The following is a 24,633-nucleotide window of genomic DNA, read 5'->3' as shown; positions in this document are numbered from 1 at the left end:
ACACGACAGCGCGGAACTGCTTTTTCCGAGGGGGGCGCCGCTGACTTACCGCCACCAATTCACCAGACGGTCTGCTCCCCATCTTGCCGCATCACCAACTGTAATGGCACAATCTCTCCTAACGAACAAGAAACTGTAATTGCGTGAATCACTTAGGGGGCGGTTTCGATGCCGAAATCGAAGAAGGAAGGTGTTGGGGAAGAAGCGGCTTCAGCGTCTTCTCAAACGGCACTCAGGCTCGGAACTCTGACCGCCGCTCAAAAGCGCTGGTTGAAAAAAGGGCTTGAACAACCTGGCGGCAAGTTGCCTCTTTTCGATGAAAACGGACGGGAAGTTCCGGCGCGAACGATCAGGGCGTGCATCGATGCAGGGTGGGCAGAGCCTTGGTTTTCCAACCCAATCAAGCCCAACTGGCTTGTTTGCCGGCTGACCCCTGCCGCATTTGAAGTTCTCAATTCAAGTCGTATTCGCAAAAAAAGTTAACGGCTGATACCGGTTCCTCCGGCAGCGCGGATTTGAGAAACGGCGGAAAGGCAACGTTTTTTTTCAAACCGGCTCCGGTCGCCGATTTTGTGCCGTTAACCAAACTTTCAGTTTTTTGGGGACATTCGGTCGAGTCGGGCGTTTGTCAGCCCTGTTTAACCGGGTGTTTGGGTCTTGGGCGCACACTTTTGAGCAGTCCAAGCCGCCGGCGAGGTGCCGCGCGGTGCGTAGTGAGTAACTTGGAGCCCGACAATGGCCCCTTCATCGATGGCCCGCGTCAGCGGCCGCTGCGGTCCCGAAGCGCCGATAGACCTGGTGCAACTGGCGACGAACACACTCGGGAACCGGGACCTCGAGGTTCAGGTTCTTCATCTTTTCAAATCCCAGTCGTCCTCGACGCTTGAGCGTCTCGCAAAGGAGACCGACACGAGCGTCCGGCTGGATCTCGTGCACACGCTCAAGGGATCGGCGCGTGCAATCGGCGCCGGGCGGGTGGCGGAAGTGTGCGAAAGTCTGGAAGGGCGCATGAAACAGACCCCCGGTTCGGCAACGGAGGGACTGGTCGCGGCAGTCGACGAGGCCAATACCTACATCCGGGACCTTCTGGCGGGCTGACCCGAGACCGCTTTCAGGCCAGTTTGTGCCCGAAATACGTCATCGTCCTTGACCTTTGCGGAGGAAGCTTTATTTCGGATCAGCTGAAACCCGCAATTCAAGGCTTGGACGCGACTGATGCCGAAAATCACTTTTATCACCGCCGATGGAAACCAGACCGAAATCGATGCCGCCGAAGGCACGACGGTGATGGAGAATGCCATCAAGAACATGGTCCAGGGTATTGAAGCCGAGTGCGGCGGTGCCTGTGCCTGCGCAACGTGTCATGTCTATGTCGATGACGCCTGGACCGGAAAAACCGGGTCCGCCGAGCCGATGGAAGAGGACATGCTCGATTTCGCCTATGACGTGAAGCCGACGTCGCGCCTGTCCTGCCAGATCAAGGTGACCTCGGAGCTGGACGGCCTCGTCGTGCACGTACCGGAGCGTCAGGCATAACTCACCGCAATTCACGGAACAAAAAAGCCCGCCGGAAACCGGCGGGCTTTTTCTTTTCCATCTGTGCTACTCGGCGGCCTGTGCCGTCGGTCTGCGGAACCAGAAATCGACCTCCCGGCCATCCTCGGGGTTGCTCGGAATGAGCGAGGCGAGGACAAGGCTGACGGCGGCCATGGCCGCACCCGCCAGGAAGACGGCTGCCGGTGATATCAGCCAGACGAAGCCGAACAGGACGGGAATGAAAACGGCTGCGATGTGATTGATCGTGAAGGCGACACCCGCAGTGGGCGCAATGTCCTTCGGATCGGCGATTTTCTGGAAGTAGGTCTTCATGGCAATCGCCACCGCGAAGAAGGCGTGATCGATCACGTAGAGACCGGCCGCGACCCAGGGACTGGAGACGAAGGCATAGGCGACGAAAACGCCGATCAGGCCGATATATTCGAGGATCAGGGCCTTGCGCTCACCGAAGCGGACGATCAGGTGGCCGATCTTCGGCGCCAGGATCATGCTGAACACGCCGTTGATCAGAAACAGGCCCGCAATTTCGTGAACGTCGTAGCCGAAGCGTTCAACCATTAGAAACCCGGCAAAAACCATGAAGATCTGGCGGCGGGCACCGCCCATGAAGGTGAGCGCGTAATAGAGCCAGTAGCGTTTGCGCAGGATCAGCTTCTTGTGTTGCGGCACCCCCTCCTTGAAATGCGGGAAGGCCATCATCAGGAAGGCCAGGACGACCAATGTCAGACCGCCTGCGATCGCGAAGACAAAGGTGAAGGAGAGATCAAAGGTCTTCCAGGCGACGAAGATGAGTCCATAGGCAATCAGCTGGGCAAATGCGCCGACGGCGATGATCTTGCCCATGCTGGCGGCGGCCGTCGCCTTAGGCAGCCACTGAAGCGACAGCGACTGCGCCATGGTCTCATAATAGTGAAAGCCGATCGACATGATCAGCGTGGTGACATAAAAGCCCAACGCTGTCGGAAAGTAGCCGGTGACCGCGACGCCGACCCCCAGAAGCAGAAGCGAGACATAGGCCAGGGTCTGTTCGCGCATGAGGAGCAGCAGGTAAACGGCCAGAAAACTCAGAAAGCCCGGGATTTCGCGGATCGACTGCTGGATCCCGATCTCGCGGCCCGAGAAATCGAGCTCCTGAACCGCGAAGTTGTTCATGAGGTTCCACCAGGCAGCGAATGACAGCTGCATGGCGCCGGCCATGATCATCAGCAGGACCGCCGGAGACCGCCAACCGGTCAGCTCGTTCGTATTCACGCTTTGTGTAAAGTAGCTCATTCGGGTTCCGTAAAATCAGGACGTTTCTGAACAGCGCCGTCCAGATAGCTTCTAGTCCCGATTTGAACTTGCGTGTTAGCGCTGTTTTGTCATGATATATCTCCGAGTTGCCAGAATTTGCCTGTCCGGTCGGATTTCGACCGCCTGTTCAGAGGCCGACACATGTCCATTCATCCCGAACTGTCCGAATTTCCGACACATGAGGTCGCAGCGCCCCTGATCGGCTATGCAAAGGCGCAGCCGCGCGGCGCCCTCAACGAGTGGCATGCCCACGATGCCGCGCAGCTTTTTCACGTGGTGAAAGGCTCGCTCGCGATCGACACCGAGCACGGGACGTTCTTTGCCCCGCCAGAGAGAGCTGTCTGGCTGCCGCCGAGGGTCGCTCACCAGACGCGCTATCTGACCGACACCGACCTCAGATATGTCTATGTCCAGATGGAGCACACACACGATCTTCCTCAGACCCCGCAGGTGATCCAGGTGACCAACCTGTTGCGCTCGCTGATCCTGGAATTCATGTCCTACCCGCGTGCGGAAACGGAAGTGGGACCGGCGGCACGGATCGCTGCGGTCATTCTCGACCAGCTCAAGATGCTGCCGGCGGCACCTCTGCAGCTGCCGATGCCGCAGGACAGCAGGCTGAGGACCCTTTGCGAGGCCATTGTCAGATGTCCTGCCCACATACCTTCGCTTGAAGAGGCGGCGCGGCGCTGCACGGTCTCCGTGCGTTCGTTCGAACGGCGCATGAAGGCCGAAACGGGCCTGAGCTTCCGGACGTGGTGCCGGCAGGTGAAGCTGTTCCGGGCGCTGGAGCTTCTGGCCTCCGGCCGTACGGTTTCCGACGTGTCGCACAAGCTTGGCTACGAGGGGCCGAGCGCCTTCGTGGCCACGTTCAAGAAGGCATTCGGCGTCACGCCCGGACGATATTTCGCCAGTGTCGAGATCGATTGATCTGCCTCATGGCGCCGGCCCCCGGATGATCCGAGACTCTCTTGAAAACAGTCTTGGAGAAACGCCATGTTTGAGAAAATTCTCGTTCCCGTCGACCCCGCAGAACCGGGTTTTGCAAAAGACGCGCTCGCGAAGGCGGGCCAGATGGCACGCGACTACGGAGCCAAGATCCACCTGATGGCCGTCTGTCCGGAGGTTCAGAGTTTTGTTGCCAGCCAGTTGCCGGAGGGCTGGCAGAAACGCGCGACAAGCGAAACGGCCGTCATTCTGGACAAGATCGGTGCGGATCTCAATCTGCCGGACGGAACCGTCGACAGTGTCGTGCGCATGGGCAGCGTCTATCACGAGGTGATCGACGAGGCGGAACAGGCCGGTTGCGACCTGGTTCTCATGAGTTCGCACAAGCCGGGTCTGAGCACCTACTTCATCGGATCGAACGCGGCCCATATCGTGCGCCACGCACCGTGTTCCGTCATGGTTCTGCGCGGCTGAGCGGACACTTGTCTCAGGCTTTCCGGGTCAGGCGCATCGCGATCGCAAGATAACGAAACGGGTAGAGATCCGGGGCAGCCTTCAGGATCTCTTCCACCCGCGCGTAAATGCGGTCGACAAGTGCGTTCCTGCCGGGCGTGTCGGGCAGGGCGTTGGTCAAGACGGTTTCGGTGAATGCCCTGAAGAAATGGACATAGGCCGCCGCGTAAGTGTCGAGATCTCCGTCCTGCCTGTATTGCTCGACGAAGGGAACGGCGATCTCGTAGTCCCTTGCCTCGTTCAGATCATAAAGACCCGCCGTCTCATGGCCCGGTTCCAGCACCGGGCCGGTGAGTTCCTCCAGCCGGCGCATGTAGACCGGCTGGTAGTAACGGGCGTAGTTTTCCGTGTCGATCTCACCGGTCTCGACAAAGCCGAGAACGGCATCGTTCAAGAGATCGTAAATGCCGTCGCAGGTCCGGGCCTCTGCCGTTGCGCCGAATACCTGCACCAGCAGTTGTCCGCCCGGCACCAGTTCACGTGCCCTGACTTTCAGGAACGCTTCAACGTCGCGTCTGGCCTGTTCGCCGAAGGCAGCCGTTTCTTCATCCGTGACACGCCCGTTTCCGCGCACCGCACTTGGCCCGTTCGGCTGAATGTAGCCCGGCAGGGCCGCCACCGGACGTCTGGACAGAAACCCGATGGCATTGAAGGTCGTCGCCAGGTGTACGCTCTGGTCCGGCCGCAACTGGTCGTACATGGACCCGCCAACGGCTGAGGAAAATACCCGGTCGCTGCCAAAAACCGACCGGCCGTGCGGGCGCAGGTTCTGGAACAGGGTGCCGAAATCATTTGTCGGCAGGTCCGAGTGAACCGTCTGCAGCGGCAGCGCCGTGCGGGGAAGGGCGGTCTCCAGTGCTCTCGCCATCACCGCGACCGAATTGCGGCCTTCCGAACAGCCATAGTCGGCGAAGGTGATCACGCCGTCGTCCTGGAGCGGAAACCGCGCCGCCGCGTTGTCCAGCATGGGCAGGACCGCCTCGATGGCGTTCCACTGGGTTCGGGAATTGGCATCGTAGTAGCCGTGCCCGGTCATGCCGGTGGTCGTTGCATGGCTGTCCGGATCGATTTGTGCGGCGTTCTGAGGTTTTCCGCCGGTGTCTTCGCCGGTCATCCGGCGTGCCTCGTGAAGACCGTCATCGCGCAAGTTCCTTCATTGCCTCGGTGAGGCCTTCGACCGTCATAGGGAACATGCGGCCTTCCATCAGTTCGTTCAGCATCTTTATGGAATGGGTGTAATGCCAGTGCTCCTCGCGCACGGGATTGAGCCAGACAGCGCTCCTGTAGAGGTCCGTCATGCGCTGCATCCAGACGGATCCGGCTTCCTCGTTCCAGTGCTCCACCGAGCCGCCCGCATAGGCTATTTCGTAAGGGCTCATGGACGCGTCACCCACGAAGATGATCTTGTAGTCGGACGGGTACTTGTGCAGCACATCCATCGTATCGATGCGTTCGGTGTGGCGCCGTTGATTTTCCTTCCAGACATATTCGTAAAGACAGTTGTGGAAGTAGAAATGCTCCATCACCTTGAATTCGGACCTGGCGGCCGAAAACAGTTCCTCGCAGACCCGGATATGATCGTCCATCGATCCGCCGATATCGAAGAACAGCAGCACCTTCACCGCGTTGTGCCGCTCGGGCCGCATCTTGATGTCGAGCAGACCCTTGTGCGCGGTTGACCGGATCGTGTCGTCGAGATCCAGTTCCTCCGCCGCACCCGTTCGGGCAAAGTTCCTGAGCCGCTTGAGCGCGACCTGGATGTTCCGCGTCCCCAGAAGCTGGGTGTCGTCAAGATCCTTGAAATCCCGCTTGTCCCAGACCTTGACCGCGCGCCGGTGCCGGCTTTCCTTCTGGCCGATGCGCACGCCTTCCGGATTGTAACCGTAAGCCCCGAAGGGCGACGTGCCGGCGGTTCCGATCCACTTGTTGCCGCCCTGGTGGCGTTTTTCCTGTTCTTTCAGACGTTCGCGCAGCGTTTCCATGAGCTTTTCAAAGCCGCCAAGCGCCTCGATCTGGGCTTTCTCCTCTTCGCTCAGGTGCTTTTCGGCGAGTTTTCGCAGCCATTCCTCGGGAATGTCGGTTACGGGCACGTCGCTCATCAGATCAAGGCCCTTGAACACGTGGCCGAACACCCGGTCGAACTTGTCCAGATTGCTCTCGTCCTTCACCAGAGTGAGCCGGGCCAGATAGTAGAAATCCTCGACACTGCGCTCGGCGAGATCCTTGTCCAGCGCGTCCATGAGCGTCAGGTATTCGCGGAGCGAGACCGGGATGCCGGCGGATTTCAGTTCGGAGAAGAAGCTGATGAACATGGCAAGAAACTAATCAGCCGTGTCGAGGCTGTCGAGACGGGATTTGCGAAGATGCGGGGTTGTGCAGTTCAAAGCCGGCCCTGTCACTTCTCCTCCCTGGCTTCCTTCTCGGCCTTTTCCGAGGATGCGATCAGTTCGCCCATGAAGTCTTTCACGTTCGGCCCGCTGCTGTCGACAAACGGGGCCGGACGGCAAACCGAAATCGCGGCGATGCCGATCCGTGCCGTGAGGAGACCGTTGATGACGCCTTCGCCGAGTCGGGCCGACAGGCGGGCGGCGAGGCCATGCCCGAGGAGTTCGGAGGCGAGACTGTCGCCGGCCGCCATGCCGCCGGTCACCGCCAGGTGTGCCAGCACGTGCTTGGCAAGCCGCAGAAAACCAAGCGTTCCGGGCCTGCCGCCATAAAGGGCCGACAGCCGACGGATGATCCTCAGGTTCTCGAACAGGACGACGAGAAGATCGACCAGGGCGCGCGGGCTGACGGCGGTGATCACGGAGACCCGCTTGGCGCTGTTCATGACGATCTTGCGGGCTTCCTGGTCGAGCGGCGACAGGAGATCCCGCTCGGCCAGCTTGACGAGATCGCGTCCGTCGATCACCTCGCGCATGTGTCCGGCAAGCGCCTTGCGGCCCTGGGCGGTTGCCGGGCGGTCCCTGTAGAGGTCGAGCAGGTCTTTCAGTCCGGCGGTCGCACGCCTGGCATCGTCTTCTTCTGCTGCGATCTGCAGACTTTCGCGCAAGTCATCGATTTTGCCGAGCCTCATCAGGCCCGCCAGTTCGCGCAGCACCAGCCCGAGCAATCCGAGCGCCGCGATTGCCGCAAGGCCGACACCCAGCCAGCCGAGCCAGTCCGTGCGTGCAAAAAGATCCCGGATCAGGCTGTCGACCGCGAGGCCGACGGCCAGCGAGACCAGGCCGGCGAGCCCGGCCATGAGCCACTTGCCGAAGCCGAAACCGGGCTTCGGATCGCTGGCGTCGCGCGGCAGCCGGACCTCGTCGTCCTCGATCGCCGAGCGGGCGACAATGGCCTCGTCCGCGGCGGGCTCCCTCAGGTCGTCGTCCGACAGGTGCACCTTGCTGTCATCAAGGCGGAAGGCGGCGGGCTTGCGGGTTTTTGTCGGCTCAGATCCGCTCATGCGAGACGATCTCCAATCAGGAATTCAAGGGCGCGGTCCAGTCGGATGTGGGGCAGGGACAGGGTCAGGCCTTCCGCGGTCGTGTCCAGTTTCGGCGGCCGGAACCTCAGAAACTGGAGGTTCGACTTTCCTTTCCGGATCTTGGGACCGGTTGCTTCAGAAACAGAATCATCTTTGCGAAAAAGTGATTCAGGGTTCTGCGGCAAGTCTCCGGGAAACATGGCGATTTCGGTGTTGCCGTCGTAGCTGTCACCGTTCAGCCGCTCGCCGGGAAGAGGAGTTCCGAGGATCGCGGGCAGCTCTTCGCCCCGGTGCTTCACGGTGGCCTCACGGGTTGCGCGCACGGCGGCCATTGCCAGGACATCGACCTCGGCGCCCTTGAAGCGTGCGCGTTCCTCCGCACGGGTGACCAGCCGTTTCAGGATCGCCTCAAGCCGGTCGTGATCGGCGCTGTGCAGATGATCCGCCTTGGTCGCCGCGAACAGGATCCTGTCGATGCGCCGCGCGAGAATGGAGGAAAGCCAGCTGCGTCTTCCGGGCCTGAAGGCGCCGAGCACCTCGCTCAGGGCGATTTCGAGATCGGCAATCGCGTGGGGGCCGGCATTCAGGGCATGCAGCACGTCGACCAGCACGATCTGCCGGTCGAGCCTTGCAAAATGTTCGCGGAAGAACGGGCGGACGACGTGGTTCTTGTAGGATTCGTACCGGCGTTCCATCATCGCGCGCAGTGTGCCGGAGCGCGCCGGGCCCGCATCGGCGGCAAGATCCAGCGGCGCGAAGGTCAGGGCAGGGGAGCCGTCGAGGTCGCCCGGCATCAGGAACCGGCCCGGTGGCAGCATCGAGAGGGCATGCGCATCCGCGCGGCATTCGGCAAGATAGGTCTTGAAATGCGCGGCGAGTTCCTGCGCGGTCTGTTCGTTTTCGCGATCGTCGGGATCGGTCCCGGCCAGCGCCTTTAGGAACGGGTCCGCGATCTGTGTCCGGTTCTGGGCGCGGGCACGCTGGAGGGCTTCGGCGGAGAAGGCGGCAAAATCCTTTCCGAGCAGCGGCAGGTCGAGAAGCCATTCCCCGGGATAGTCGATCAGGTCGACGTGCAGGCGGCCCGGGCCGAGTTTGCGGTAAAGAAAGGACGCGCTCTCATAATCGATGGTCAGGCGCAGTTCGGAGACCTGCCGGGTCGAGTCCGGCCAGATCCGTTCGTTGACGAGCGCATTGACATGGGCCTCGTAGTCGAAGCGGGGCACCGCGTCGTCCGGCTGCGGCTGCAGGCGCGCCGAGGTCATCCTGCGCCCGGCAGAGGCGCTGAACAGCGGCAGGCGTCCGCCGTGAACGAGATTGTGCACCAGCGCGGTCAGAAAGACGGTCTTCCCCGAGCGGGCAAGACCAGTCACCCCCAGCCGAAGGCTCGGCACCGTCAGGCCGGTCGCGGCATCTGCCAGGTTTGCCAGCGTCAGCCGGGTTTCTTCCGTCAGCGAAGTCAATGTGTTCACAAGCACCTCCAGGGCGTTCATGTAGGCGAGCGGCAGGAAGAGTGCAATTGGGGAAGAGGGGCGGACAACTTGTGTGACCGGGAAAAGGCGATCCAGCGGGTGCCGGTTCGACGGCTTGCCACCTGTTTACCTGTTGTTAAGCCTGCAGCGGTTGACTGTTAACTTGTGTTTGACCTTGGGAGAGGTGAACATCGAACGGGATGCGGTGCTAACAAGCCGCACGCCGAACCGGCAGGGAAACGACATGGCAGTTTCAGGAATTTGCACTTTCTTAAAGGGCGTGTTTCCCGCGCGTCTGGTTCCCATGCTGCCGGCAGCGGCGCTCGTTGCCTCATGCAGTTTTGCGGGCATTCCGGAAAATGCCCGGGTGGCAGCGGACAGCACTGGACGGACGGCACCTGCGCCGGTCGCCTCGGCCATCCCGGAAAAATCCGGCTTCTTGCCGATCACCGTGGCAACGGCAACGAGCCCGGCAGACAAGGTGAAGTCCGCCATGTCGGCCGATCATGGCGATGCGGCCTGGATTTGCACCGCGAGCGGGTTCGGACAGAAATCCAGGTGCCGCGCACGTGCCGGCAAGGGCTGATGCTGCAGAAACTATTCATCTTTCCCAGAATTATTTGAATTTCTGATCTTTTTCTTACGATTACTTCTATCTTGCTGCGGGATTAAGAATATTTAATGTCCCGCCGTTCTTGTTGAACTTAATCCCCTTCAGATCCACCTCTTGCAGTGTCAGGATGTGAAGCCTGCCGGATACAATCATTCGCTGCATGCGGATGCCCTGTTTCCGTCTGGCGGCACCTGAGCCCGAAAGGCAGAGGGCGGATCACACCTGCGAAAACCGGAAGCTCAAGGGTACTCCGAAGCGGAGTGCCGCTTTGACAAATTCATCCCGGACCGTTGCCAAGAAGGCGCACCGGGAAACCCCCGTGGCTTGCCGAATGGCCGGCTGCTGCCGATTTCGGAGGAATGCAATGAAAACGGACGGTGCGACACCCGGAAAAAAACTGCGGTCCGACATCAGTGCTGCGCGTTACAGGCCGGTGAAAACCGCGCTCGTAACCGGCGGCGCCGGGTTCCTGGGGTCGCATCTGTGCAGGCGTTTGCTCGGCGAAGGATACAGGGTCATCTGCCTGGACAATTTCTCGACCGGACGGTTCGAGAATGTCTCGGATCTGACCGACTACCAGAATTTCAGCCTGATCGTCCAGGACATCGAAACCCCGCTGGCCAGGATCAATGAAAGTCTCGACGAGATCTACAATCTCGCCTGTCCGGCGTCGCCGCCGCATTACCAGCGCGACCCCATCCGGACGATGAAAACCAACGTGATCGGGGCAATCAACGTTCTTGATCTTGCCGAGCTGACGGGCGCGACGGCCTTCCAGGCATCCACGTCGGAAGTCTACGGCGATCCGCTTGTGCATCCGCAGCCGGAAAGCTATTTCGGCAACGTCAACCCGACAGGACCGCGTGCCTGCTACGACGAAGGCAAGCGCGCGGCGGAAACGCTGTTCTTCGATTATGCCAGAACCCGTTCGGTGCCGATCAAGGTCGCTCGCATCTTCAACACCTACGGCCCGAACATGCGGCCCGACGACGGCCGTGTCGTTTCGAACTTCATCATCCAGGCGCTGCGCGGCGAGGACATCACGATCTACGGCAGCGGCCGGCAGACCCGGTCGTTCTGCTATGTCGATGACCTGATAGAAGGATTCCGGAGGCTCTTGCAGACGCCGGAAAACGCACTTGGCCCGATCAATCTGGGCAATCCCGGCGAATTCACGGTCCTTGAGCTGGCCGAGAAAATCATCGCCAGGACCGGTTCGCGGTCGAAGCTTGTCTTCCTCGACAAGCCCGTCGACGATCCGCAGCAGAGGAAACCCGACATCACCGAGGCCAGGCAGTGCCTCGGCTGGACGCCGGCAGTGACGCTCGACCAGGGACTGGACCTGACCATTTCCCATTTCGACGATCTGCTGCGCAGCCGGGCGGCAAGCGCCTTTACAGAGGCGGCAGAGTGATGCGCAGGCGTATTCTTGTCACCGGTGGTGCCGGCTATATCGGCAGCCATACCTGCAAACTGCTTGCGTCGAGCGGCTGGGAGCCCGTCACCTATGACAACCTGAGCACGGGAAACCTGACATCCGTGCGCTGGGGACCGTTCGTGGAAGGCGATATCCGGGACACGGCGCTGCTTGCGAAGACGCTCGGCATGTTCGATGCCGAAGCGGTGATCCATTTCGCGGCCTCGGCCTATGTCGGCGAGTCCGTTGCCGACCCGGCGAGCTATTACGACAACAACGTCCGCGGGACAGTCTCCGTTCTGGATGCCTGTAGGTCGGCCGGCGTGGAAAGGCTGATCTTTTCCAGCAGCTGCGCGACATACGGGATCCCGCGCCAGTTGCCGATCTGCGAGGACAGCGAACAGCAGCCGATCAATCCCTACGGCAAGACGAAGCTCATGGCCGAGCACATGATCCGGGACTACGCACATGCCTACGGCCTGAAATTCGTCATTCTGCGCTACTTCAATGCGTGCGGTGCGGATCCGGAAGGCGAGCTTGGAGAGTGGCACGATCCGGAAACGCACCTGATCCCGCGGGCAATGATGGCTGCGGCCGGCCGGCTGACGCATCTCGATGTCTACGGCGACGGCTACGAGACCGAGGATGGCACGTGTCTGCGCGATTATGTCCATGTTCAGGACCTCGCCGAAGCGCACGTGCTTGCCTATCGCCACCTGGATACGGGCGGGGAGAGCGCGGCCTACAATATCGGCTCGGGCAACTGCCTTTCGGTGCGCGACATCATCAACAGTGTGGAGCGCATCACGGCGAAGCCCGTCCCTGTCAACCTGCAGGATAAGCGTCCCGGCGATCCTCCGGTTCTTTATGCCAACCCTCAAAGGGCACAGACGGAAATAGGTTTCAAGGCGCGTTATTCGGACATCGACACGATCGTGCGGACGGCAGCTCCGTTCTTCGGCCTGGAGACACGGTGACATGCGGAACGGCCCTGAAAAATCACCGAACGAGGCACCGGCACCCTTCCTGGTGCCGATGCTGTCGCGCGGCCAAAAGCTGCGCTATCTCGCCGGCGTCGGGCTCTGGATTGCAGCCATCTTCTATTTCTGGAACTGGTGGCTGGATCCGAGTCACAATGCGGGCACGCTCCGTTACCTGGCGGTTTCGGTGATACTGGCGTGGATCACGTTCCTGCCACTTTACTTCCTGGCCATGTTCATTCCGGCAAAGGTGCCGAACCCGGCACTGCGCCTTCCGAAGGGGGCGCGCGTGGCAATGGTCGTCACGAAAGCCCCTTCCGAACCGTTTCCGGTGGTGAAAAAGACCTTGCAGGCCATGCGGGCCCAGACCATGGACCATGACACCTGGCTTGCGGACGAAGATCCGAGCGCTGAAACGATCGCCTGGTGTGCCGAAAACGGGGTGAAGATCTCAACGCGCAAGAACAGGCCCGATTATCACCTGCAGACCTGGCCGCGCCGCACCCGCTGCAAGGAAGGCAACCTGGCGTTCTTCTACGATTACCATGGCTACGATGCTTATGACTTCGTCAGCCAACTGGATGCCGATCACGTTCCGGAGCCGGACTACCTTGAGAAGGTGATGGCGCCGTTCGCGGACCCGGAGGTCGGCTATGTGTCAGCGCCGAGCATCTGCGACAGCAACGCGGACCGGAGCTGGGCAGCACGCGGACGCCTTTATGCGGAAGGGACGCTGCACGGCGCTCTGCAGGCCGGGTACACCAACGGCTGGGCGCCGCTTTGCATCGGCTCGCACTACGCCGTGCGCACGGCGGCACTCAAGGAAATCGGGGGCCTCGGTCCCGAGCTGGCTGAAGACCACTCGACGACACTTCTGATGAATGCCGGTGGCTGGCGCGGGGTGCATGCCATCGATGCCATCGCGCATGGCGACGGCCCCAACAGTTTCGCGGATCTCGTGACGCAGGAATTCCAGTGGTCGAGAAGCCTGGTCACGATCCTTCTGCAATACATGCCGGGCACCATCGGCAAGCTGCCGCCGAGGCTGAAATTCCAGTTTCTGTTTGCGCAGATCTGGTATCCGCTGTTCGCGTTTTTCATGACGGCGATGTTCGCCCTGCCGGTTGTCGCCCTTGTTGCGGGCGTGCCGTTTGCCAACGTGACCTATCCCCAGTTCCTGCTGCATTTCCTGCCGATCTCCGCCGTCCTGGTGGCGATGGCCTTCTGGTGGAAGCAGGACGGCTGGTGCCGTCCCTACAATGCAAAAGTGCTGAGCTGGGAGGCCCTGTTCTTCCAGGCCGCGCGCTGGCCCTGGGCGATGCTGGGATGTCTCGCGGCGTTCCGGGACTGGCTGACCGGTTCGTTCGTCGACTTCCGGGTCACACCCAAGGGTAGGGATGCCGCCGCGCAGCTGCCGGTCCGCGTTCTCGTGCCCTACGCGGTGCTTGCGCTCGTCTCCGTTTTGCCCGTTCTGGCGTTTTCCGAGGTCGGCGAGGCGCGGGGGTTCTACCTCTTCGCGACCCTTAATGCGGTGATCTACGTCTGCCTGCTGGCCGTCATTATTGTCCAGCATGCGCGGGAAAACGGCCGACCCGGCGCTGCGTTCAACTGGCGTCCCTGCCTGCAGGGCGCTGCCGTCGCGCTGCTGGCGGTGCTGCCGGCCACCGCGCTCGGTCTGAGGGGGCCTGCCGGCATGGAAGCGCTGGAGATCGGAGCCGAGCCGGTCAAGCTGACGCGGTCCACTTACGCGGTTGCCGGTGCCGGCATGGGCAGCGCAGGTGTCAGGACCGTCCGCATACGGCCGCATCTCGTGGCACCGTCCCATCCTTTTTTCAATCGGCAGGCCGAGGCCGCGGGTGAAGCCGCGCGACCGGTCTAGTGCGTTGCACGAAGCGACACAACGATCTGGAGCTTGAAATGAAACAGACAGCAAACCTACCGAAGATATCGATCCGGACCGGCATTCTCGCGACGGTCGTGGGTGCCGCCTCGATGGTGGCCGTGGCACAGGTTGCCAACGGCAACACGGATGCAGGTGTCATCGTTCCCCAACCGAGCGCGGATATTGCCTTCGGCGCCTATGATCCGCCGGGTTTCTTCACCGACAGAAGCGATGTCTCGATCGAGCATCTGTTTCTGCCCTGGGAAGACGTCGAGCTGGAGAGCCTTCTGCTTGCCGACCAATACGCGAAAGAGCGGGGACGGTCGGTGCTTCTCACCATCGAACCCTGGACATGGGGGGAGAACTGGGACGTTTCTCCCGCCGAGTTGCGCCAGGGGATCGCCGCCGGCGACTATGACCCGAACATCTCCGCCATCTGCACCGTCGCCGGGGCCATGGAAAGCCCGGTCATGATCCGCTGGGCGCAGGAGATGGAGAGCACCTCCGGACGCTTCACATGGTCTGGATGGGAGCCGGAGGCCTATATCGACGCCTATCGTCATGTTGTCGACATTTGCCGCGGCAGCGCTCCCGATGCCCGTTTCATGTGGTCGCCCAAGGGTGAAGAAGGGCTGCAGGCCTATTACCCGGGTGATGACTATGCCGACGTCGTCGGCCTGTCGATCTTCGGCCTGCAGCAATGGGACAAGGACAAGTTCGGCGGCGACCGGTCTTTTTCCGAAACCCTGCGCCCGGCCTATGACCGTGTCGTCGGCTTCGGCAAACCGGTTTACGTAGCCGAACTCGGCTATGTCGGCGACCGCGCCTATGTCTCCGACTGGGCCGGCGACGTCACCGCCGTCGGCAATGAATTCCCGGAGCTCACCACCGTAATCTATTTCAACGACAAGGAAGTCTGGCCCTGGCCGGATGGCTACGGTCTGCCCGACTGGCGGATCACGGAACAGATCCTGCCCGCGAATTCATGAGCACGGGCCCAACCGGCAAGCTGACAAAGAGGAGCCTTGAAATGAAACAGAAAGTCACAGCATTGGCGATCGCAGCCTCGATCGCGGGAGCCGGTCTTGTGGTCGGAATGTCCGACAGCGCCGAGGCGGCGACACAGCAACAGGTGAACGCCGCCGCCCGGGCCGCAAGCCCGATGTCGGTCGACGAGGTGTTCGGGCTCTATGCCAACAGGTCCTGGATCTGGAGCGATGGCGCGGGCTATTTCGCCAACAGCAAGCGCACCTTTTCGGCCTACTCCGGACGCGGCCGGAATGCGTCCTACGGCGAGGGAAACTGGTTCATCAAGGCGGACGGCACCCTTTGTTTCAATGCCACCTGGGTCGCGGCGGACGGGTCTGCGCCCGCTGTCACCTGCTTTGCCCACCGCAAGGACGGCAACACGATCTACCAGCGCAAGGTCGGGGAGGGTGACTGGTACGCGTTCCAGTCGACGCCGGCGTTGCGCAGCAACGAGATCCGCAAGTTGAAGAAAGGCGACTATGTCAGCCGGAGAATGAACCGGATCAAGTCACAACTGGACAAGGCTGCCTGAGGGGGACCGCACGAACCGTGCCGTCAATCCGGGCGGCACGGTTTGCTAGGGTACGGACCCATAATTGAGGCGGAAATGGTTTGAGGCGGATTGCTTCTCCTCAAGGAGCGGAAGCGCTGGAAATGTGGTTCATTTTCAAGCCTTCCGCGACGCGGGAGAGACGCAATCCGGTCAAATCCGAAGGACATGGAAATGGCTTCACCCCGTGTCGTCAGCGTGCTTGACCGGGCACGAAGCCCGCTCCGCGCACCCTTCCTGACGGGATTTCGCCATTTCGCATGCCATTTCAGCCTCATTTGTGGGTCCGTAGCCTAGTCCTGGCTGCTGCCAACGTTCAGGATTCGCCGGCCATCAGCTTCTCCGCATAGTCGTCCATCGTGATGGTTCCGCCCTCGGCGGCGGTGCGGGCTCTGGCATCTTCAGGCAGGGAATCCTGCACCATGTCGATCCGTTTCCAGGACGGATGCGGCTGCGCGCCCTTGTCGTCGGGCACGTACGGGCTCGCCGAAATGCGCTTGTGCTTGTGAATGTAGCGGGCGCAATTCAGGAAGCACGAGGTCACGTCCACGCGGACCAGCATGTTCGCGCCGGGATAGCGGGCGAGCTCCGGGTCGTCCTCGCTCAGGCTGGCAGTGCCCTGCACCCGGATGCGGTTGGGTGTTTCCATGTCGATGAACAGAAGACCGACCTTCGCGGCGGCCTTGATGTTGCCCATCGACTTGAACATGCCATTGCCGTCATAGCTCGGGAACACCAGGGTGTGCGGGTCCAGAACCTTCACGATCCCGACGGGGCCACCCTTGTAGCTGACCGTCGGTTCGCCATCCGCGCTGACCGTCGACAGGAAGAAGAAATCGCGGCTTTCGATGAACGGCACATGGGGGTCTTCGATCTCGTCGCGGACGATGGCGGCGACAACGGTATCCGCCAGTTTGGCGGTCCCGAACCGGGCCTGAAGGTCCCGCTGCGCGCTTGTGTAGAATTCATCGGCTGTCGGCATGTCGGCCTCCGGGTTGGCCGGGGCGCAGCGCGTGGCTTGCGCCCCGGCAGAAGTCTCATTCGGCGGCATTCGCCATGACGGCTGCGGCATCCGCTTCGTCCTGCTCGACATAGCGGGCGGCCTCGTTGTCGAAGCTCATCACCGGCGGGCTGGGTTTCCTGTTGAACATCAGCCGGAAGACATCGGGCCGGGAGTAGTGACCGCACGGGTCGGCGGCGGCCTTGCCGATGGCGATCATGTTGAGATCGATATCGGCGATCACCAGACCTTCCTCATCCGGTGCGAGATTGTTTCCGAGCGGCGCGCCGTCCGGGCCGAAAATGCGGGCATGCCCTCCGCCGGTCTTGAGCAGCTGCTGCTTTACCGGCGTGTCGCACAGGAATTGGGACATCTCTTCGGAGACCGTGGCGCAGGCAGCCAGGACGAAGCACTGCCCCTCGACCGCGTAGATGCGGCTGGCCGCCTCGTTCACTTCCGGGCCGAGTGCGTAGGCGCCGCCTTCGTAGAGCGAAAAGCTGGGCCAGGCGGCGACGTGGATCTGTTCGTTCTGCGAGAACATGGCGTATTTGTTCAGCGGCTGGATATGCTCCCAGCAACACAGGGCGCCGATCCGGCCGAGTTCGGTCTCGTGAACCGACATGTCGCTGCCGTCGCCTTCCCCGAAGACGGTGCGTTCCACATGCGTGGGTTTCAGCTTGCGGCGCCGGGAAATGACTTCGCCGTCTGGTCCGTAGTGCCACTGGCCCATGTAGAGGGTTCCATTGACGTTCCACGAAAGCCCCATGACGACATGCATGTCGTTGTCCTTGGCTGCCTGCGCCAGGCGCTTGTCCTGTTCGCTGCCTTCCTTGATGGAGTTTGCGGCGTAGCGGGGAACAAGCGGCATGTACATGGCCGTTGCATCCAGCCAGATGTACCAGGGGTAGCCCGGCAGATAGGTTTCGGGAAAGGCGATCAGCTTGACACCCTGGGATGCAGCCTCCTCGATCAGTCCGATGGCCTTGTCGACGCTGGCATCCAGGTCCAGAAACACGGGTGACGCCTGAACGGCGGCCGCCTTGAAGGGAGCAGTCATGAGTTGTCCTCCACGATATGACGCTTGCATCCACAGTGTCATACCGGCGGGATGCCGACTTCTCATTCCGGGCGGAAAAAGCGCGCATTCCGGGCACAAAGGCGCTGAAACTTCGCAAAACGGGCGCGCTGTGCTAATTCTGTCGGGATAGGAGGTGGCGGTGAATGGCGATTTTGCTGAGCACGGAAAGCGTCCGGCAGACCGAGGGCTTTGCCTATTGGCGTGAAGCCGTCTGCGATGCCTATGTTCACCTCGACTGCCAATGCGAACGTCCGGACGATTTTCGCGGCGAGATCCTGCTCAACCGGTTGTCCCGGCTTTCCGCCTCCTTCGTATCGGGCAGCCAGCAGTCGGTGCGGCGCCGGCGCCGGGATATCGCGCGGGCCGGTGAAGACAGCTTCCTGATCAGCCTGCAGATGCAGAAGGAAGGCGGCGTCCTGCAGGACGGACGTCAGGCGCGCCTGAAACCGGGCGATTTCGCGCTCTACAGCAGCGTTGACCGGTATAACCTCGAATTGCCGGACAGGTTCCGGCAGCTTGTCGTGCAGATCCCGCGCGACATGCTGCTGAGCCGCCTGCCGGATGCCGACCTCATGACCGGCATATCCGTCTCCGGCAGCAGCGTGATGGGGCGCATCATTCACGACAGTGCCGTACGGCTTGTCAGTGCCATCGACCAGTCACCGGCGCAGGTTCAGCACTCGCTTCAGGATACCGTTGTCGATCTTTTCGTGACCGGCCTCGCGTCGCTCAGGGAAACGCGGTTCGAACTCAGCAGGCCGGAGCAGCAGATCCTGCTGCGTGCCGATGCAGAGATACGCGCCAACCTGGGGGATCCCGATTTCGATCGCCATGCGCTTGCGGCCGCCATGGGCCTGTCGTTGCGGCGTCTTTCCGAGCTGTATCGCAGCGACGGCCGGGCGATCTCGTCGGAGATCAGGACATTGCGTCTCGACCGGATTGCGGCGGATCTGAAGGACAGCCGCTATGCCCGCCATTCGATCGCGGACATAGCCTATCGTTGGGGCATTCCGAGCCAGCAGAGCCTGGCACGCATGTTCAAGGAACGTTTCGGCAGGTCACCGCGGGACTACCGCGCCAACGGCTGATGCCGGACTAGTGTACGGACTCATAAATGAAGTCAATTTGGTTTGGATCGTTTTGACCAGCAGCAAGGAGCTAAAGCGCAGGAAATGTGGTTCATTTTCAAGCCTTTCGCGACGTGGCGGATGGCCAAAACAGCCAAATCCGAAGGACGGCAAAATGGCTTTACCTCGCAGCGTCACCGCACTTGACCGGGCAAAAAGCCCGCTCTGCGCACGCTTCCTCGCGAGATTTTGCCATTTCTGCCGCCAAATCGGCTTCATTTATGGGTCCATACCCTAGCGTCTCAGCCCGGCCATAGTTCGGTTCCCGGGTGGAACTGGGACCAGGCAAACCAGAAGGCCTGGTGGCTGCCGAGGTCGGAGCCATCCGCATCGACGGCGCGGATCCCGCCGGCATCCAGCTCAAGGCGGACATTCTCGAACGTGATCTCGTCGCCTTTCTGCAGGGCGGCCATGGCCTTGCTGCGCTGGAAGGCCACAGGCTTTCCGGACGCCGTGACAATGCCGATGATGTCCTCGTGCACCGGCAGGCGCGGATCGACGTCGCCGACGGGGAAGATCGGACCATTGGCGTCACGGCCGTTGCGGAAGTCGAAGTCCCGGCCAAGCGCCAGTCTTTCCACCAGCACGGTCGTTTCCGGATGGGCCTTTTTCCAGGTTCCCCAATCCGTTGTCACGACGCTTGCCTGTTCGAGCTGGACGCCCTTGTCGCGGAGAGGGCCGGTAACGGCTTTGCCGAGGAAGGTGTCGAAGACCGAATAGGTGTTGACGTCATACATGACCTTGTTGGAGCGGATCAGCAGTCCGGAGGTGCGCAGGATCGGGCGTTCGACACCGCCCGGCAACTGGTCGGTGAAATAGGCCTGCGCCGCGCCGCACAGGGTGCAATAGGGAATTCCCAGGTCGCGTCCGCCGAGGGTATCGTTGACCATTTCGCGAACTTCCATGATGCGCCGCGGATAGGCGCGGTACTCGCCGTTCACGCCCACGCCGAAGACGATATCATCGTCTTTCAGCCAGGTCGCTTCTTCGGCACTGCTGACCTCGGGGTTGTCGGCGGCAGGAATGCAGTTGCAGATCTCGTCTGTCGTGTCGTAGGCGCGGTTGTCGATCAGGACACCGCCCCAGGACACGTGGCGCCAGTCGATGTCGCCTTCCACGAAAATCCGGTCCCAACCGGGAACGATCGTGGTGAAGATGCCGCGCTTGACCGCAAGGTAGTCGGGCGGTGCGGGAATGTCCCAGGCGATGAGGTGATCGGTGATGACACCCCAGTTGTTGTCGACCGGGATCTGTTTCTGCAGGAGTTTAGAGGCCGCGTCGGTGAGCGCGGTGCTCAGTTGCGAACCGGCGGTGAAGCGCATCAGGTCGCTGATGATCCAGACAAGGCGCGGGTCTTTTGAGTCCGCAACCTCGGTGAGCGCCAGCGTCTGGTCTCGTCCCCACGCCGACTGCTTTATGCTGTCGACAAAGGCTGCGTCGACGGCGGCTTTCAGGCTGTCGGACAACGGTCCGTCCGGGATTTCGGGCGGCGCGCCGTATTGTTCGATCACGTAGCCGGGAAGGGCAGACGCCTGTTCGGCCTGCGACACGCCTGTCCAGGAGACGCACAGCGCCATGATCGACGCCACGAAAGCGATGCGGGACTGAGTTGCAATTGCCAGAGCCATGAAAGCACCTTTCACCTGACGAACATTGGGTGCGCGGCCCTTGCGCGTTCATAGCTTCAACCGGGCGGCACACTGGTCGTCCAATAAAGAGCGTCCGGCGTGATTGAAGGCCAATCACGATGCATCAGCATTCGGTGAGAAGTTGCGAGAAGCCGTGTGCAGCCGTCCTGCGAAAGCTGGATGCATGCCGATTGGGGGATTGACCCCATAACGATCAAACAGGGCCGAACCTAGCTTTCTGACAACACAAACGCTGTCAGGAGCTGCAAGATGACCGGCATTCAGATCGACAAACAGACCACCTTCGCCATGCTCGGCGAGGCCCATGTGCTCATGGCCGAAAGCCCGTTGCACAGGGACCGGAGCGTCTCCGAAATCGGAGCGCTGATCCTGCCGCCGCTGATGCTCGGTCAGCTGCGCATCTGGCGGCGCGGCGGACTGCCGGTCGCCCTTGCGACATGGGCCTGGCTCGACGCGGCAACGGAAGACGCCGTTCTTCATCAGGATCAACTACCGGAACCGGACCAGTGGAACAACGGGTCCAATCCGGTCGTCATAGATTTCATCGCCCCGTTCGGAGACGGTTTCCAGACCGCCCGGGATCTCAAGCGGACCGTCTTCCCAGACCGCGCCCTGCGGTCGGTCCGCCGCGATGGAAATGGACATGTCCTGCGCATCGTCCAGCACCCGGGCCGTGACCAGAACGGCCGTCCCGTAAAAGCACGCGCCTACGCGGCGTAATTCCCTTTTTTCCGATTTAACAAAGGACCTTTCATTATGGGCTCTTCATCCAAAAGCATTCACCAGACCTACAAACTCTATGGCCTTTACGGCAACAAGGACGGCGGGTCGGGCAACGACAAGCTCTACGGCTACTCGGCAATCAAGAACGATCTGCGCGGCGGATCGGGCAATGATTTCGTCGGCGGCTGGGCTCCGCTCAACTACCTGCGCGGCGGTTCCGGAAACGATACCGTCAAGGCCTATGGTGCCAAGAACTACCTCTGGGGCGACAGCGGCTCCGACAAGCTGTACGGATACGGCGCCTATAACGAAATGCGTGGCGGTACCGGCAACGACACGATCTACGGATATGGCGCGAAAAACGTCATGCGGGGCGACAGCGGTTACGACACGCTCAAGGGATACGGCGCCTACAACGACATGGATGGCGGCAGCTACAGCGACAAGCTTTACGGCTACGGCGTCACCAACAAGATGAAGGGCGGCTCCGGCAACGACAGCCTCTACGGTTATGGTGCCTCCAACACCATGTATGGCGGCACCGGCAGCGACACGCTGAAGGGTTATGGTGCTTCCAACGTCATGCGCGGCGAGGACGGCAATGACACGCTGGAAGGCCGCGGCGCTTCGAATGTCATGTATGGCGGCGACGATCACGACACGCTCAAAGGCTACGGTGCATCGAACGTCATGAACGGCGACAGCGGCAATGACAAATTGTACGGCTACGGAGCCTCCAATGTCATGCGCGGCGGAACCGGCAACGACCACATGGAAGGCCGCGGCCTTTCCAACGTGATGTACGGCGACAGCGGTGACGACACGATGGAGGGCCACGGCGCCTCCAATGTCATGCACGGCGGAACCGGCAACGATGACATGACCGGTTACGGTGCCTCGAACGTCATGAACGGCAATGACGGCGCGGACCGCATGGAAGGACACGGTGCGTCCAACGTCATGCGCGGCGGTGACGGCAACGACGCGATGTACGGCTACGGCGTGAACAACGTCATTCACGGCGACAACGGCGACGATTTCATCGAGGCGAAAGCCGGAGCCACGACGGCGTTTGGCGGCAATGGCAACGATACGATCAAGGCGGCCGGTGGCGTCAACGTCCTGAACGGTGGAGCCGGTGACGACAAAATCGAGGCGATCGGCGGTGTCAACGTTGTCCATGGTGACGCCGGCAATGACGAAATGCTGGCGCTCGGTGGCGTGAACACCATGTTCGGCGGCACGGGCGACGACAAGATGAAGGCACTCGGCGTTGCCAATATCCAGTTCGGCGGCGACGGTGAAGACCTGCTGGCGGCGGCCGGCAACGGCAACCTTCAGTTCGGCGACTCGGGCAACGATCAGCTTTACGGTCTCGGCGTGAATGTCGGCCAGTTCGGTGGCGACGGCGAGGATGTGCTCGTCGGTGTCGCGGGGCTCAACCTGCAGCATGGCGGCAGCGGCAAGGACAAGCTCTTCGCGGTCGGCGGAGCGAACATCCAGATCGGCGGGTCTGATGATGACTTCCTGATGGCCGGTGGCGCGAACAACATCCAGTTCGGCGATCACCTGTGGAGTGCCATTCCGTCGGATCTCGGCTTCGATGACGGCAAGTTCGCCGAGGTGATCGAGAATTTCGATGAATACTTCGAAACCGACGGTGGCGGCACCAACGTTCTTGTCGGTGGCGGCACCAACAATCTGCAATTCGGCGGATCCGGCAAGGATTATGCGTTCGGTGCCGGCGGCATGACCACCCAGGTGATGGGCCAGGGCAACGATGTCATGGTCGGCGGCGGTATCGGCGTCGTTCAATATGCCGACGCGGGAAATGACATCCTGGTCGGCGGTGGCCAGGGCGTCGCGCAGTTCGGCGGCGAGGGCTCCGACGTGATGGTTGCCGCGGCAAAGGTCGTCGCGCCCCAGTACAAGGCCGCAGCCTCGTTCCAGTATGGCGGCGCGGGCACGGACGTGATGCTTGGCCTCTCCCTCGGTGAGGATGCGGCTGCGTCCGTTTCGCTCAACACCGAGACTGACAGCGACGGCAACCGCAAGGGCGGCATCGTGACCGGCGCCTTGCCATCCGAGATCGTCGTCACGGCGCAGCTCGGCGGCGAGGGTGCCGACCTGATGGTGGCCGAAGGCCCCGGCGCCATTGCGCATGGCGGCGCGGACAACGACGTTCTGCTGAGCCTTGCAGATGCCAACTCGCTCGTCATGGGCGGGGCTGGCGACGATCTCGTGCTGACCGCAAACGGTCTTGGTGAAATGGCGGATGTTCTTGCCATGGACCGTGAGGACGCGAGCATCGAAGACCTCGCCGAGATCTCCTTCAGCTTCGGCAATTTCTTCGCCGGCGGCTCGGGCTCGGATATCATCATGGATGTCATGGATTTCACCAAGATCGTCATCCATGACGCCCTGACCGACGTGCCCTGGGTTCAGGATTTCCGCTCGGCGCTGACGGCGACGGTCAACGCCATCGAAGGCATCACCGAGCCGATCGGCAAGCTGATCGACGCAGTGACCGACTTCAGCCCCGACTTCGATCTGGCGACCGGTCTGGGAGCCTACGAAGTCAAGGCGAACGTGGTCATGGGCGGTGTCGGTGCCGATGTGCTCGCAGGGGAGGGCTTCCTCTCCGGTGAGGCGGGCGACGATACCTACACCATCTGGGCGGACGGCGAAGCGACCATTGCCGAGCGTGCGACCGACGGTGTGAAGTCGTTCCTGGAGAGTTTCGGTGTCGAATTGCCGGTTCTCGACGATATCTCGCAAACGCCGGACGGCAATGATGTCATCGAGCTGCGCAGTTTCTCGCTTCAGGCGATGGACGAGGATGCCTTCCATTTCGTCAAGGCGGATGATGCGCTTCAGATCCAGCTCGACGACAAGACCGTGGCGACCGTTCACGGCATGGACGAGGACGCGACCGCGGTTGAATGGCTCAAGGTTGTTCAGGGTGCGGACAGCTTCCAGTTCGATCTGAAAGCGATCTACAACGAGACAGATCCCATGGACGACTTCAGCTTCGCCGTGGAAGATGTCACGGTCGGAACTGACTCTCTTGCTTCCGGCGACATCCTCGATCTCCTGGCTGGTGCGGCCGAAACGCTTGGTGCGTTCGGGTCTGCCGAAGGCGATGCGGCTGCGGCCGATCTCGCCGCAGCCCAGGGCCATGGCACCAGCGCCGTCGGCATGGCGATCCCGGAGACGGATTTCATCTGATCCGATCGTAAGCAGTCTCATCCGTTCTATCGCAAACGAGATGGAGCCACTAAATGGGGCGGCCGGTTGGCCGCCCCAGATCTTTTGCGAGCGTCTCCAGGTAAGGAA

General features: G+C 61.5%; 23 protein-coding genes. 14 read left to right on the top strand and 9 right to left on the bottom strand.

Annotation, left to right across the window (positions count from 1 at the left end; genetic code table 11):
• Nucleotides 1-168: 168 nt before the first annotated feature.
• The 3 genes from ACO07N_RS26280 (at nt 169) to ACO07N_RS26270 (ending at nt 1,536) form a co-directional block, all read left to right on the top strand.
• Entirely contained in the window at nt 169-483 is a 315-nt protein-coding gene (locus ACO07N_RS26280; protein ID WP_421983830.1) for a hypothetical protein, read from the top strand.
• A 252-nt stretch (nt 484-735) separates the two neighbouring features.
• Nucleotides 736-1,098: an Hpt domain-containing protein gene (locus tag ACO07N_RS26275; protein WP_421983829.1), complete on the top strand. Its 363-nt coding sequence runs from the start codon at nt 736-738 to the stop codon at nt 1,096-1,098.
• A gap of 117 nt (nt 1,099-1,215) precedes the next feature.
• Nucleotides 1,216-1,536, top strand: a complete 321-nt coding sequence (locus ACO07N_RS26270; protein ID WP_421983828.1) for a 2Fe-2S iron-sulfur cluster-binding protein — start codon at nt 1,216-1,218, stop codon at nt 1,534-1,536.
• Between the two features lie 66 nt (nt 1,537-1,602).
• Here ACO07N_RS26270 and ACO07N_RS26265 read toward each other — a convergent pair whose 3' ends face one another.
• The gene (locus ACO07N_RS26265; protein WP_421983827.1) at nt 1,603-2,829 is read right to left on the bottom strand and encodes an MFS transporter; all 1,227 of its coding nucleotides are present in this window, start codon (nt 2,827-2,829) and stop codon (nt 1,603-1,605) included.
• Between the two features lie 162 nt (nt 2,830-2,991).
• Between ACO07N_RS26265 and ACO07N_RS26260 the strand changes: the two genes are divergently transcribed.
• Both ACO07N_RS26260 and ACO07N_RS26255 read left to right on the top strand, forming a co-directional pair.
• Entirely contained in the window at nt 2,992-3,780 is a 789-nt protein-coding gene (locus tag ACO07N_RS26260; RefSeq protein WP_421983826.1) for an AraC family transcriptional regulator, read from the top strand.
• A 66-nt stretch (nt 3,781-3,846) separates the two neighbouring features.
• On the top strand, nt 3,847-4,272 hold the full coding sequence (locus ACO07N_RS26255; protein WP_421983825.1) for a universal stress protein: 426 nt from the start codon (nt 3,847-3,849) through the stop codon (nt 4,270-4,272).
• Nucleotides 4,273-4,285: 13 nt separating this feature from the next.
• On the opposite strand, the gene ACO07N_RS26250 is transcribed toward ACO07N_RS26255, so the two are convergent.
• The 4 genes from ACO07N_RS26250 to ACO07N_RS26235 all read right to left on the bottom strand — a co-directional run bounded on the left by ACO07N_RS26250 (nt 4,286) and on the right by ACO07N_RS26235 (nt 9,249).
• Nucleotides 4,286-5,425 carry a hypothetical protein gene (locus ACO07N_RS26250; RefSeq protein ID WP_421983824.1) on the bottom strand — a complete coding sequence of 380 codons (1,140 nt, stop codon included), beginning with the start codon at nt 5,423-5,425 and terminating at the stop codon, nt 4,286-4,288.
• A 22-nt stretch (nt 5,426-5,447) separates the two neighbouring features.
• Entirely contained in the window at nt 5,448-6,623 is a 1,176-nt protein-coding gene (locus ACO07N_RS26245; RefSeq protein ID WP_421983823.1) for a vWA domain-containing protein, read from the bottom strand.
• 83 nt (nt 6,624-6,706) lie between these two features.
• Nucleotides 6,707-7,759 (bottom strand): YcjF family protein, encoded by a 1,053-nt coding sequence (locus ACO07N_RS26240; protein ID WP_421983822.1) that lies wholly within the window; start codon nt 7,757-7,759, stop codon nt 6,707-6,709.
• Complete coding sequence (locus ACO07N_RS26235) at nt 7,756-9,249, bottom strand: YcjX family protein (protein ID WP_421983821.1); 1,494 nt, start codon at nt 9,247-9,249, stop codon at nt 7,756-7,758. The genes ACO07N_RS26240 and ACO07N_RS26235 overlap by 4 nt, the downstream gene beginning before the upstream one ends.
• 244 nt (nt 9,250-9,493) lie before the next feature.
• Between ACO07N_RS26235 and ACO07N_RS26230 the strand changes: the two genes are divergently transcribed.
• From ACO07N_RS26230 to ACO07N_RS26205, 6 genes are all read left to right on the top strand, one after another.
• The gene (locus tag ACO07N_RS26230; protein ID WP_421983820.1) at nt 9,494-9,835 is read left to right on the top strand and encodes a hypothetical protein; all 342 of its coding nucleotides are present in this window, start codon (nt 9,494-9,496) and stop codon (nt 9,833-9,835) included.
• A 391-nt stretch (nt 9,836-10,226) separates the two neighbouring features.
• Nucleotides 10,227-11,276: a UDP-glucuronic acid decarboxylase family protein gene (locus tag ACO07N_RS26225; protein WP_421983819.1), complete on the top strand. Its 1,050-nt coding sequence runs from the start codon at nt 10,227-10,229 to the stop codon at nt 11,274-11,276.
• Nucleotides 11,276-12,256 carry a UDP-glucose 4-epimerase GalE gene (gene galE, locus ACO07N_RS26220; RefSeq protein ID WP_421983818.1) on the top strand — a complete coding sequence of 327 codons (981 nt, stop codon included), beginning with the start codon at nt 11,276-11,278 and terminating at the stop codon, nt 12,254-12,256. The genes ACO07N_RS26225 and galE overlap by 1 nt, the downstream gene beginning before the upstream one ends.
• 1 nt (nt 12,257) lies before the next feature.
• Nucleotides 12,258-14,138: a glycosyltransferase family 2 protein gene (locus ACO07N_RS26215; protein WP_421983817.1), complete on the top strand. Its 1,881-nt coding sequence runs from the start codon at nt 12,258-12,260 to the stop codon at nt 14,136-14,138.
• A gap of 38 nt (nt 14,139-14,176) precedes the next feature.
• A complete protein-coding gene (locus ACO07N_RS26210) occupies nt 14,177-15,130 on the top strand; it encodes a glycoside hydrolase family 26 protein (RefSeq protein WP_421983816.1) in 954 nt (317 codons plus the stop codon).
• Between the two features lie 41 nt (nt 15,131-15,171).
• Nucleotides 15,172-15,702, top strand: a complete 531-nt coding sequence (locus ACO07N_RS26205; protein ID WP_421983815.1) for a DUF995 domain-containing protein — start codon at nt 15,172-15,174, stop codon at nt 15,700-15,702.
• Between the two features lie 334 nt (nt 15,703-16,036).
• On the opposite strand, the gene ACO07N_RS26200 is transcribed toward ACO07N_RS26205, so the two are convergent.
• Together ACO07N_RS26200 and ACO07N_RS26195 are read right to left on the bottom strand one after the other, a co-directional pair.
• Nucleotides 16,037-16,702 carry a pyridoxamine 5'-phosphate oxidase family protein gene (locus tag ACO07N_RS26200; protein ID WP_421983814.1) on the bottom strand — a complete coding sequence of 222 codons (666 nt, stop codon included), beginning with the start codon at nt 16,700-16,702 and terminating at the stop codon, nt 16,037-16,039.
• Between the two features lie 55 nt (nt 16,703-16,757).
• Complete coding sequence (locus ACO07N_RS26195) at nt 16,758-17,777, bottom strand: carbon-nitrogen hydrolase family protein (protein WP_421983813.1); 1,020 nt, start codon at nt 17,775-17,777, stop codon at nt 16,758-16,760.
• A gap of 164 nt (nt 17,778-17,941) precedes the next feature.
• On the opposite strand from ACO07N_RS26195, the gene ACO07N_RS26190 reads away from it, so the two are divergent.
• Nucleotides 17,942-18,886, top strand: coding sequence for a helix-turn-helix domain-containing protein (locus ACO07N_RS26190; RefSeq protein ID WP_421983812.1), 945 nt, complete (start codon nt 17,942-17,944; stop codon nt 18,884-18,886).
• Here the strand turns inward: ACO07N_RS26190 and ACO07N_RS26185 are convergent.
• Both ACO07N_RS26185 and ACO07N_RS26180 read right to left on the bottom strand, forming a co-directional pair.
• On the bottom strand, nt 18,857-19,144 hold the full coding sequence (locus ACO07N_RS26185; RefSeq protein ID WP_421983811.1) for a hypothetical protein: 288 nt from the start codon (nt 19,142-19,144) through the stop codon (nt 18,857-18,859). The genes ACO07N_RS26190 and ACO07N_RS26185 overlap by 30 nt on opposite strands.
• A gap of 23 nt (nt 19,145-19,167) precedes the next feature.
• Entirely contained in the window at nt 19,168-20,553 is a 1,386-nt protein-coding gene (locus ACO07N_RS26180) for a DUF3179 domain-containing (seleno)protein (protein ID WP_421983810.1), read from the bottom strand.
• 270 nt (nt 20,554-20,823) lie between these two features.
• On the opposite strand from ACO07N_RS26180, the gene ACO07N_RS26175 reads away from it, so the two are divergent.
• Complete coding sequence (locus tag ACO07N_RS26175) at nt 20,824-21,294, top strand: toxin-activating lysine-acyltransferase (protein ID WP_421983809.1); 471 nt, start codon at nt 20,824-20,826, stop codon at nt 21,292-21,294.
• A gap of 36 nt (nt 21,295-21,330) precedes the next feature.
• Complete coding sequence (locus tag ACO07N_RS26170; RefSeq protein WP_421983808.1) at nt 21,331-24,525, top strand: calcium-binding protein; 3,195 nt, start codon at nt 21,331-21,333, stop codon at nt 24,523-24,525.
• Nucleotides 24,526-24,633 lie beyond the last annotated feature (108 nt).

Origin of the sequence: Roseibium sp. (assembly GCF_965229775.1) — a bacterium.
In the GTDB taxonomy this organism is placed as follows: domain Bacteria; phylum Pseudomonadota; class Alphaproteobacteria; order Rhizobiales; family Stappiaceae; genus Roseibium.
This window is presented reverse-complemented; position numbering and strand designations above follow the sequence as displayed.

Excerpts from the sequence above, each read along its gene's own strand:
- ACO07N_RS26225 (WP_421983819.1), top strand. The coding sequence starts at position 10,227 with ATGAAAACGGACGGTGCGACACCCGGAAAAAAACTGCGGTCCGACATC.
- ACO07N_RS26260 (WP_421983826.1), top strand. The coding sequence starts at position 2,992 with ATGTCCATTCATCCCGAACTGTCCGAATTTCCGACACATGAGGTCGCA.
- ACO07N_RS26205 (WP_421983815.1), top strand. The coding sequence starts at position 15,172 with ATGAAACAGAAAGTCACAGCATTGGCGATCGCAGCCTCGATCGCGGGA.
- ACO07N_RS26270 (WP_421983828.1), top strand. The coding sequence starts at position 1,216 with ATGCCGAAAATCACTTTTATCACCGCCGATGGAAACCAGACCGAAATC.
- ACO07N_RS26185 (WP_421983811.1), bottom strand. The coding sequence starts at position 19,144 with ATGAAGCCGATTTGGCGGCAGAAATGGCAAAATCTCGCGAGGAAGCGT.
- ACO07N_RS26180 (WP_421983810.1), bottom strand. The coding sequence starts at position 20,553 with ATGGCTCTGGCAATTGCAACTCAGTCCCGCATCGCTTTCGTGGCGTCG.
- ACO07N_RS26190 (WP_421983812.1), top strand. The coding sequence starts at position 17,942 with ATGGCGATTTTGCTGAGCACGGAAAGCGTCCGGCAGACCGAGGGCTTT.
- ACO07N_RS26175 (WP_421983809.1), top strand. The coding sequence starts at position 20,824 with ATGACCGGCATTCAGATCGACAAACAGACCACCTTCGCCATGCTCGGC.
- ACO07N_RS26275 (WP_421983829.1), top strand. The coding sequence starts at position 736 with ATGGCCCCTTCATCGATGGCCCGCGTCAGCGGCCGCTGCGGTCCCGAA.
- ACO07N_RS26230 (WP_421983820.1), top strand. The coding sequence starts at position 9,494 with ATGGCAGTTTCAGGAATTTGCACTTTCTTAAAGGGCGTGTTTCCCGCG.
- ACO07N_RS26240 (WP_421983822.1), bottom strand. The coding sequence starts at position 7,759 with ATGAGCGGATCTGAGCCGACAAAAACCCGCAAGCCCGCCGCCTTCCGC.
- ACO07N_RS26200 (WP_421983814.1), bottom strand. The coding sequence starts at position 16,702 with ATGCCGACAGCCGATGAATTCTACACAAGCGCGCAGCGGGACCTTCAG.
- ACO07N_RS26170 (WP_421983808.1), top strand. The coding sequence starts at position 21,331 with ATGGGCTCTTCATCCAAAAGCATTCACCAGACCTACAAACTCTATGGC.
- ACO07N_RS26250 (WP_421983824.1), bottom strand. The coding sequence starts at position 5,425 with ATGACCGGCGAAGACACCGGCGGAAAACCTCAGAACGCCGCACAAATC.
- ACO07N_RS26210 (WP_421983816.1), top strand. The coding sequence starts at position 14,177 with ATGAAACAGACAGCAAACCTACCGAAGATATCGATCCGGACCGGCATT.
- ACO07N_RS26195 (WP_421983813.1), bottom strand. The coding sequence starts at position 17,777 with ATGACTGCTCCCTTCAAGGCGGCCGCCGTTCAGGCGTCACCCGTGTTT.
- ACO07N_RS26255 (WP_421983825.1), top strand. The coding sequence starts at position 3,847 with ATGTTTGAGAAAATTCTCGTTCCCGTCGACCCCGCAGAACCGGGTTTT.
- galE (WP_421983818.1), top strand. The coding sequence starts at position 11,276 with ATGCGCAGGCGTATTCTTGTCACCGGTGGTGCCGGCTATATCGGCAGC.
- ACO07N_RS26245 (WP_421983823.1), bottom strand. The coding sequence starts at position 6,623 with ATGTTCATCAGCTTCTTCTCCGAACTGAAATCCGCCGGCATCCCGGTC.
- ACO07N_RS26215 (WP_421983817.1), top strand. The coding sequence starts at position 12,258 with ATGCGGAACGGCCCTGAAAAATCACCGAACGAGGCACCGGCACCCTTC.
- ACO07N_RS26265 (WP_421983827.1), bottom strand. The coding sequence starts at position 2,829 with ATGAGCTACTTTACACAAAGCGTGAATACGAACGAGCTGACCGGTTGG.
- ACO07N_RS26280 (WP_421983830.1), top strand. The coding sequence starts at position 169 with ATGCCGAAATCGAAGAAGGAAGGTGTTGGGGAAGAAGCGGCTTCAGCG.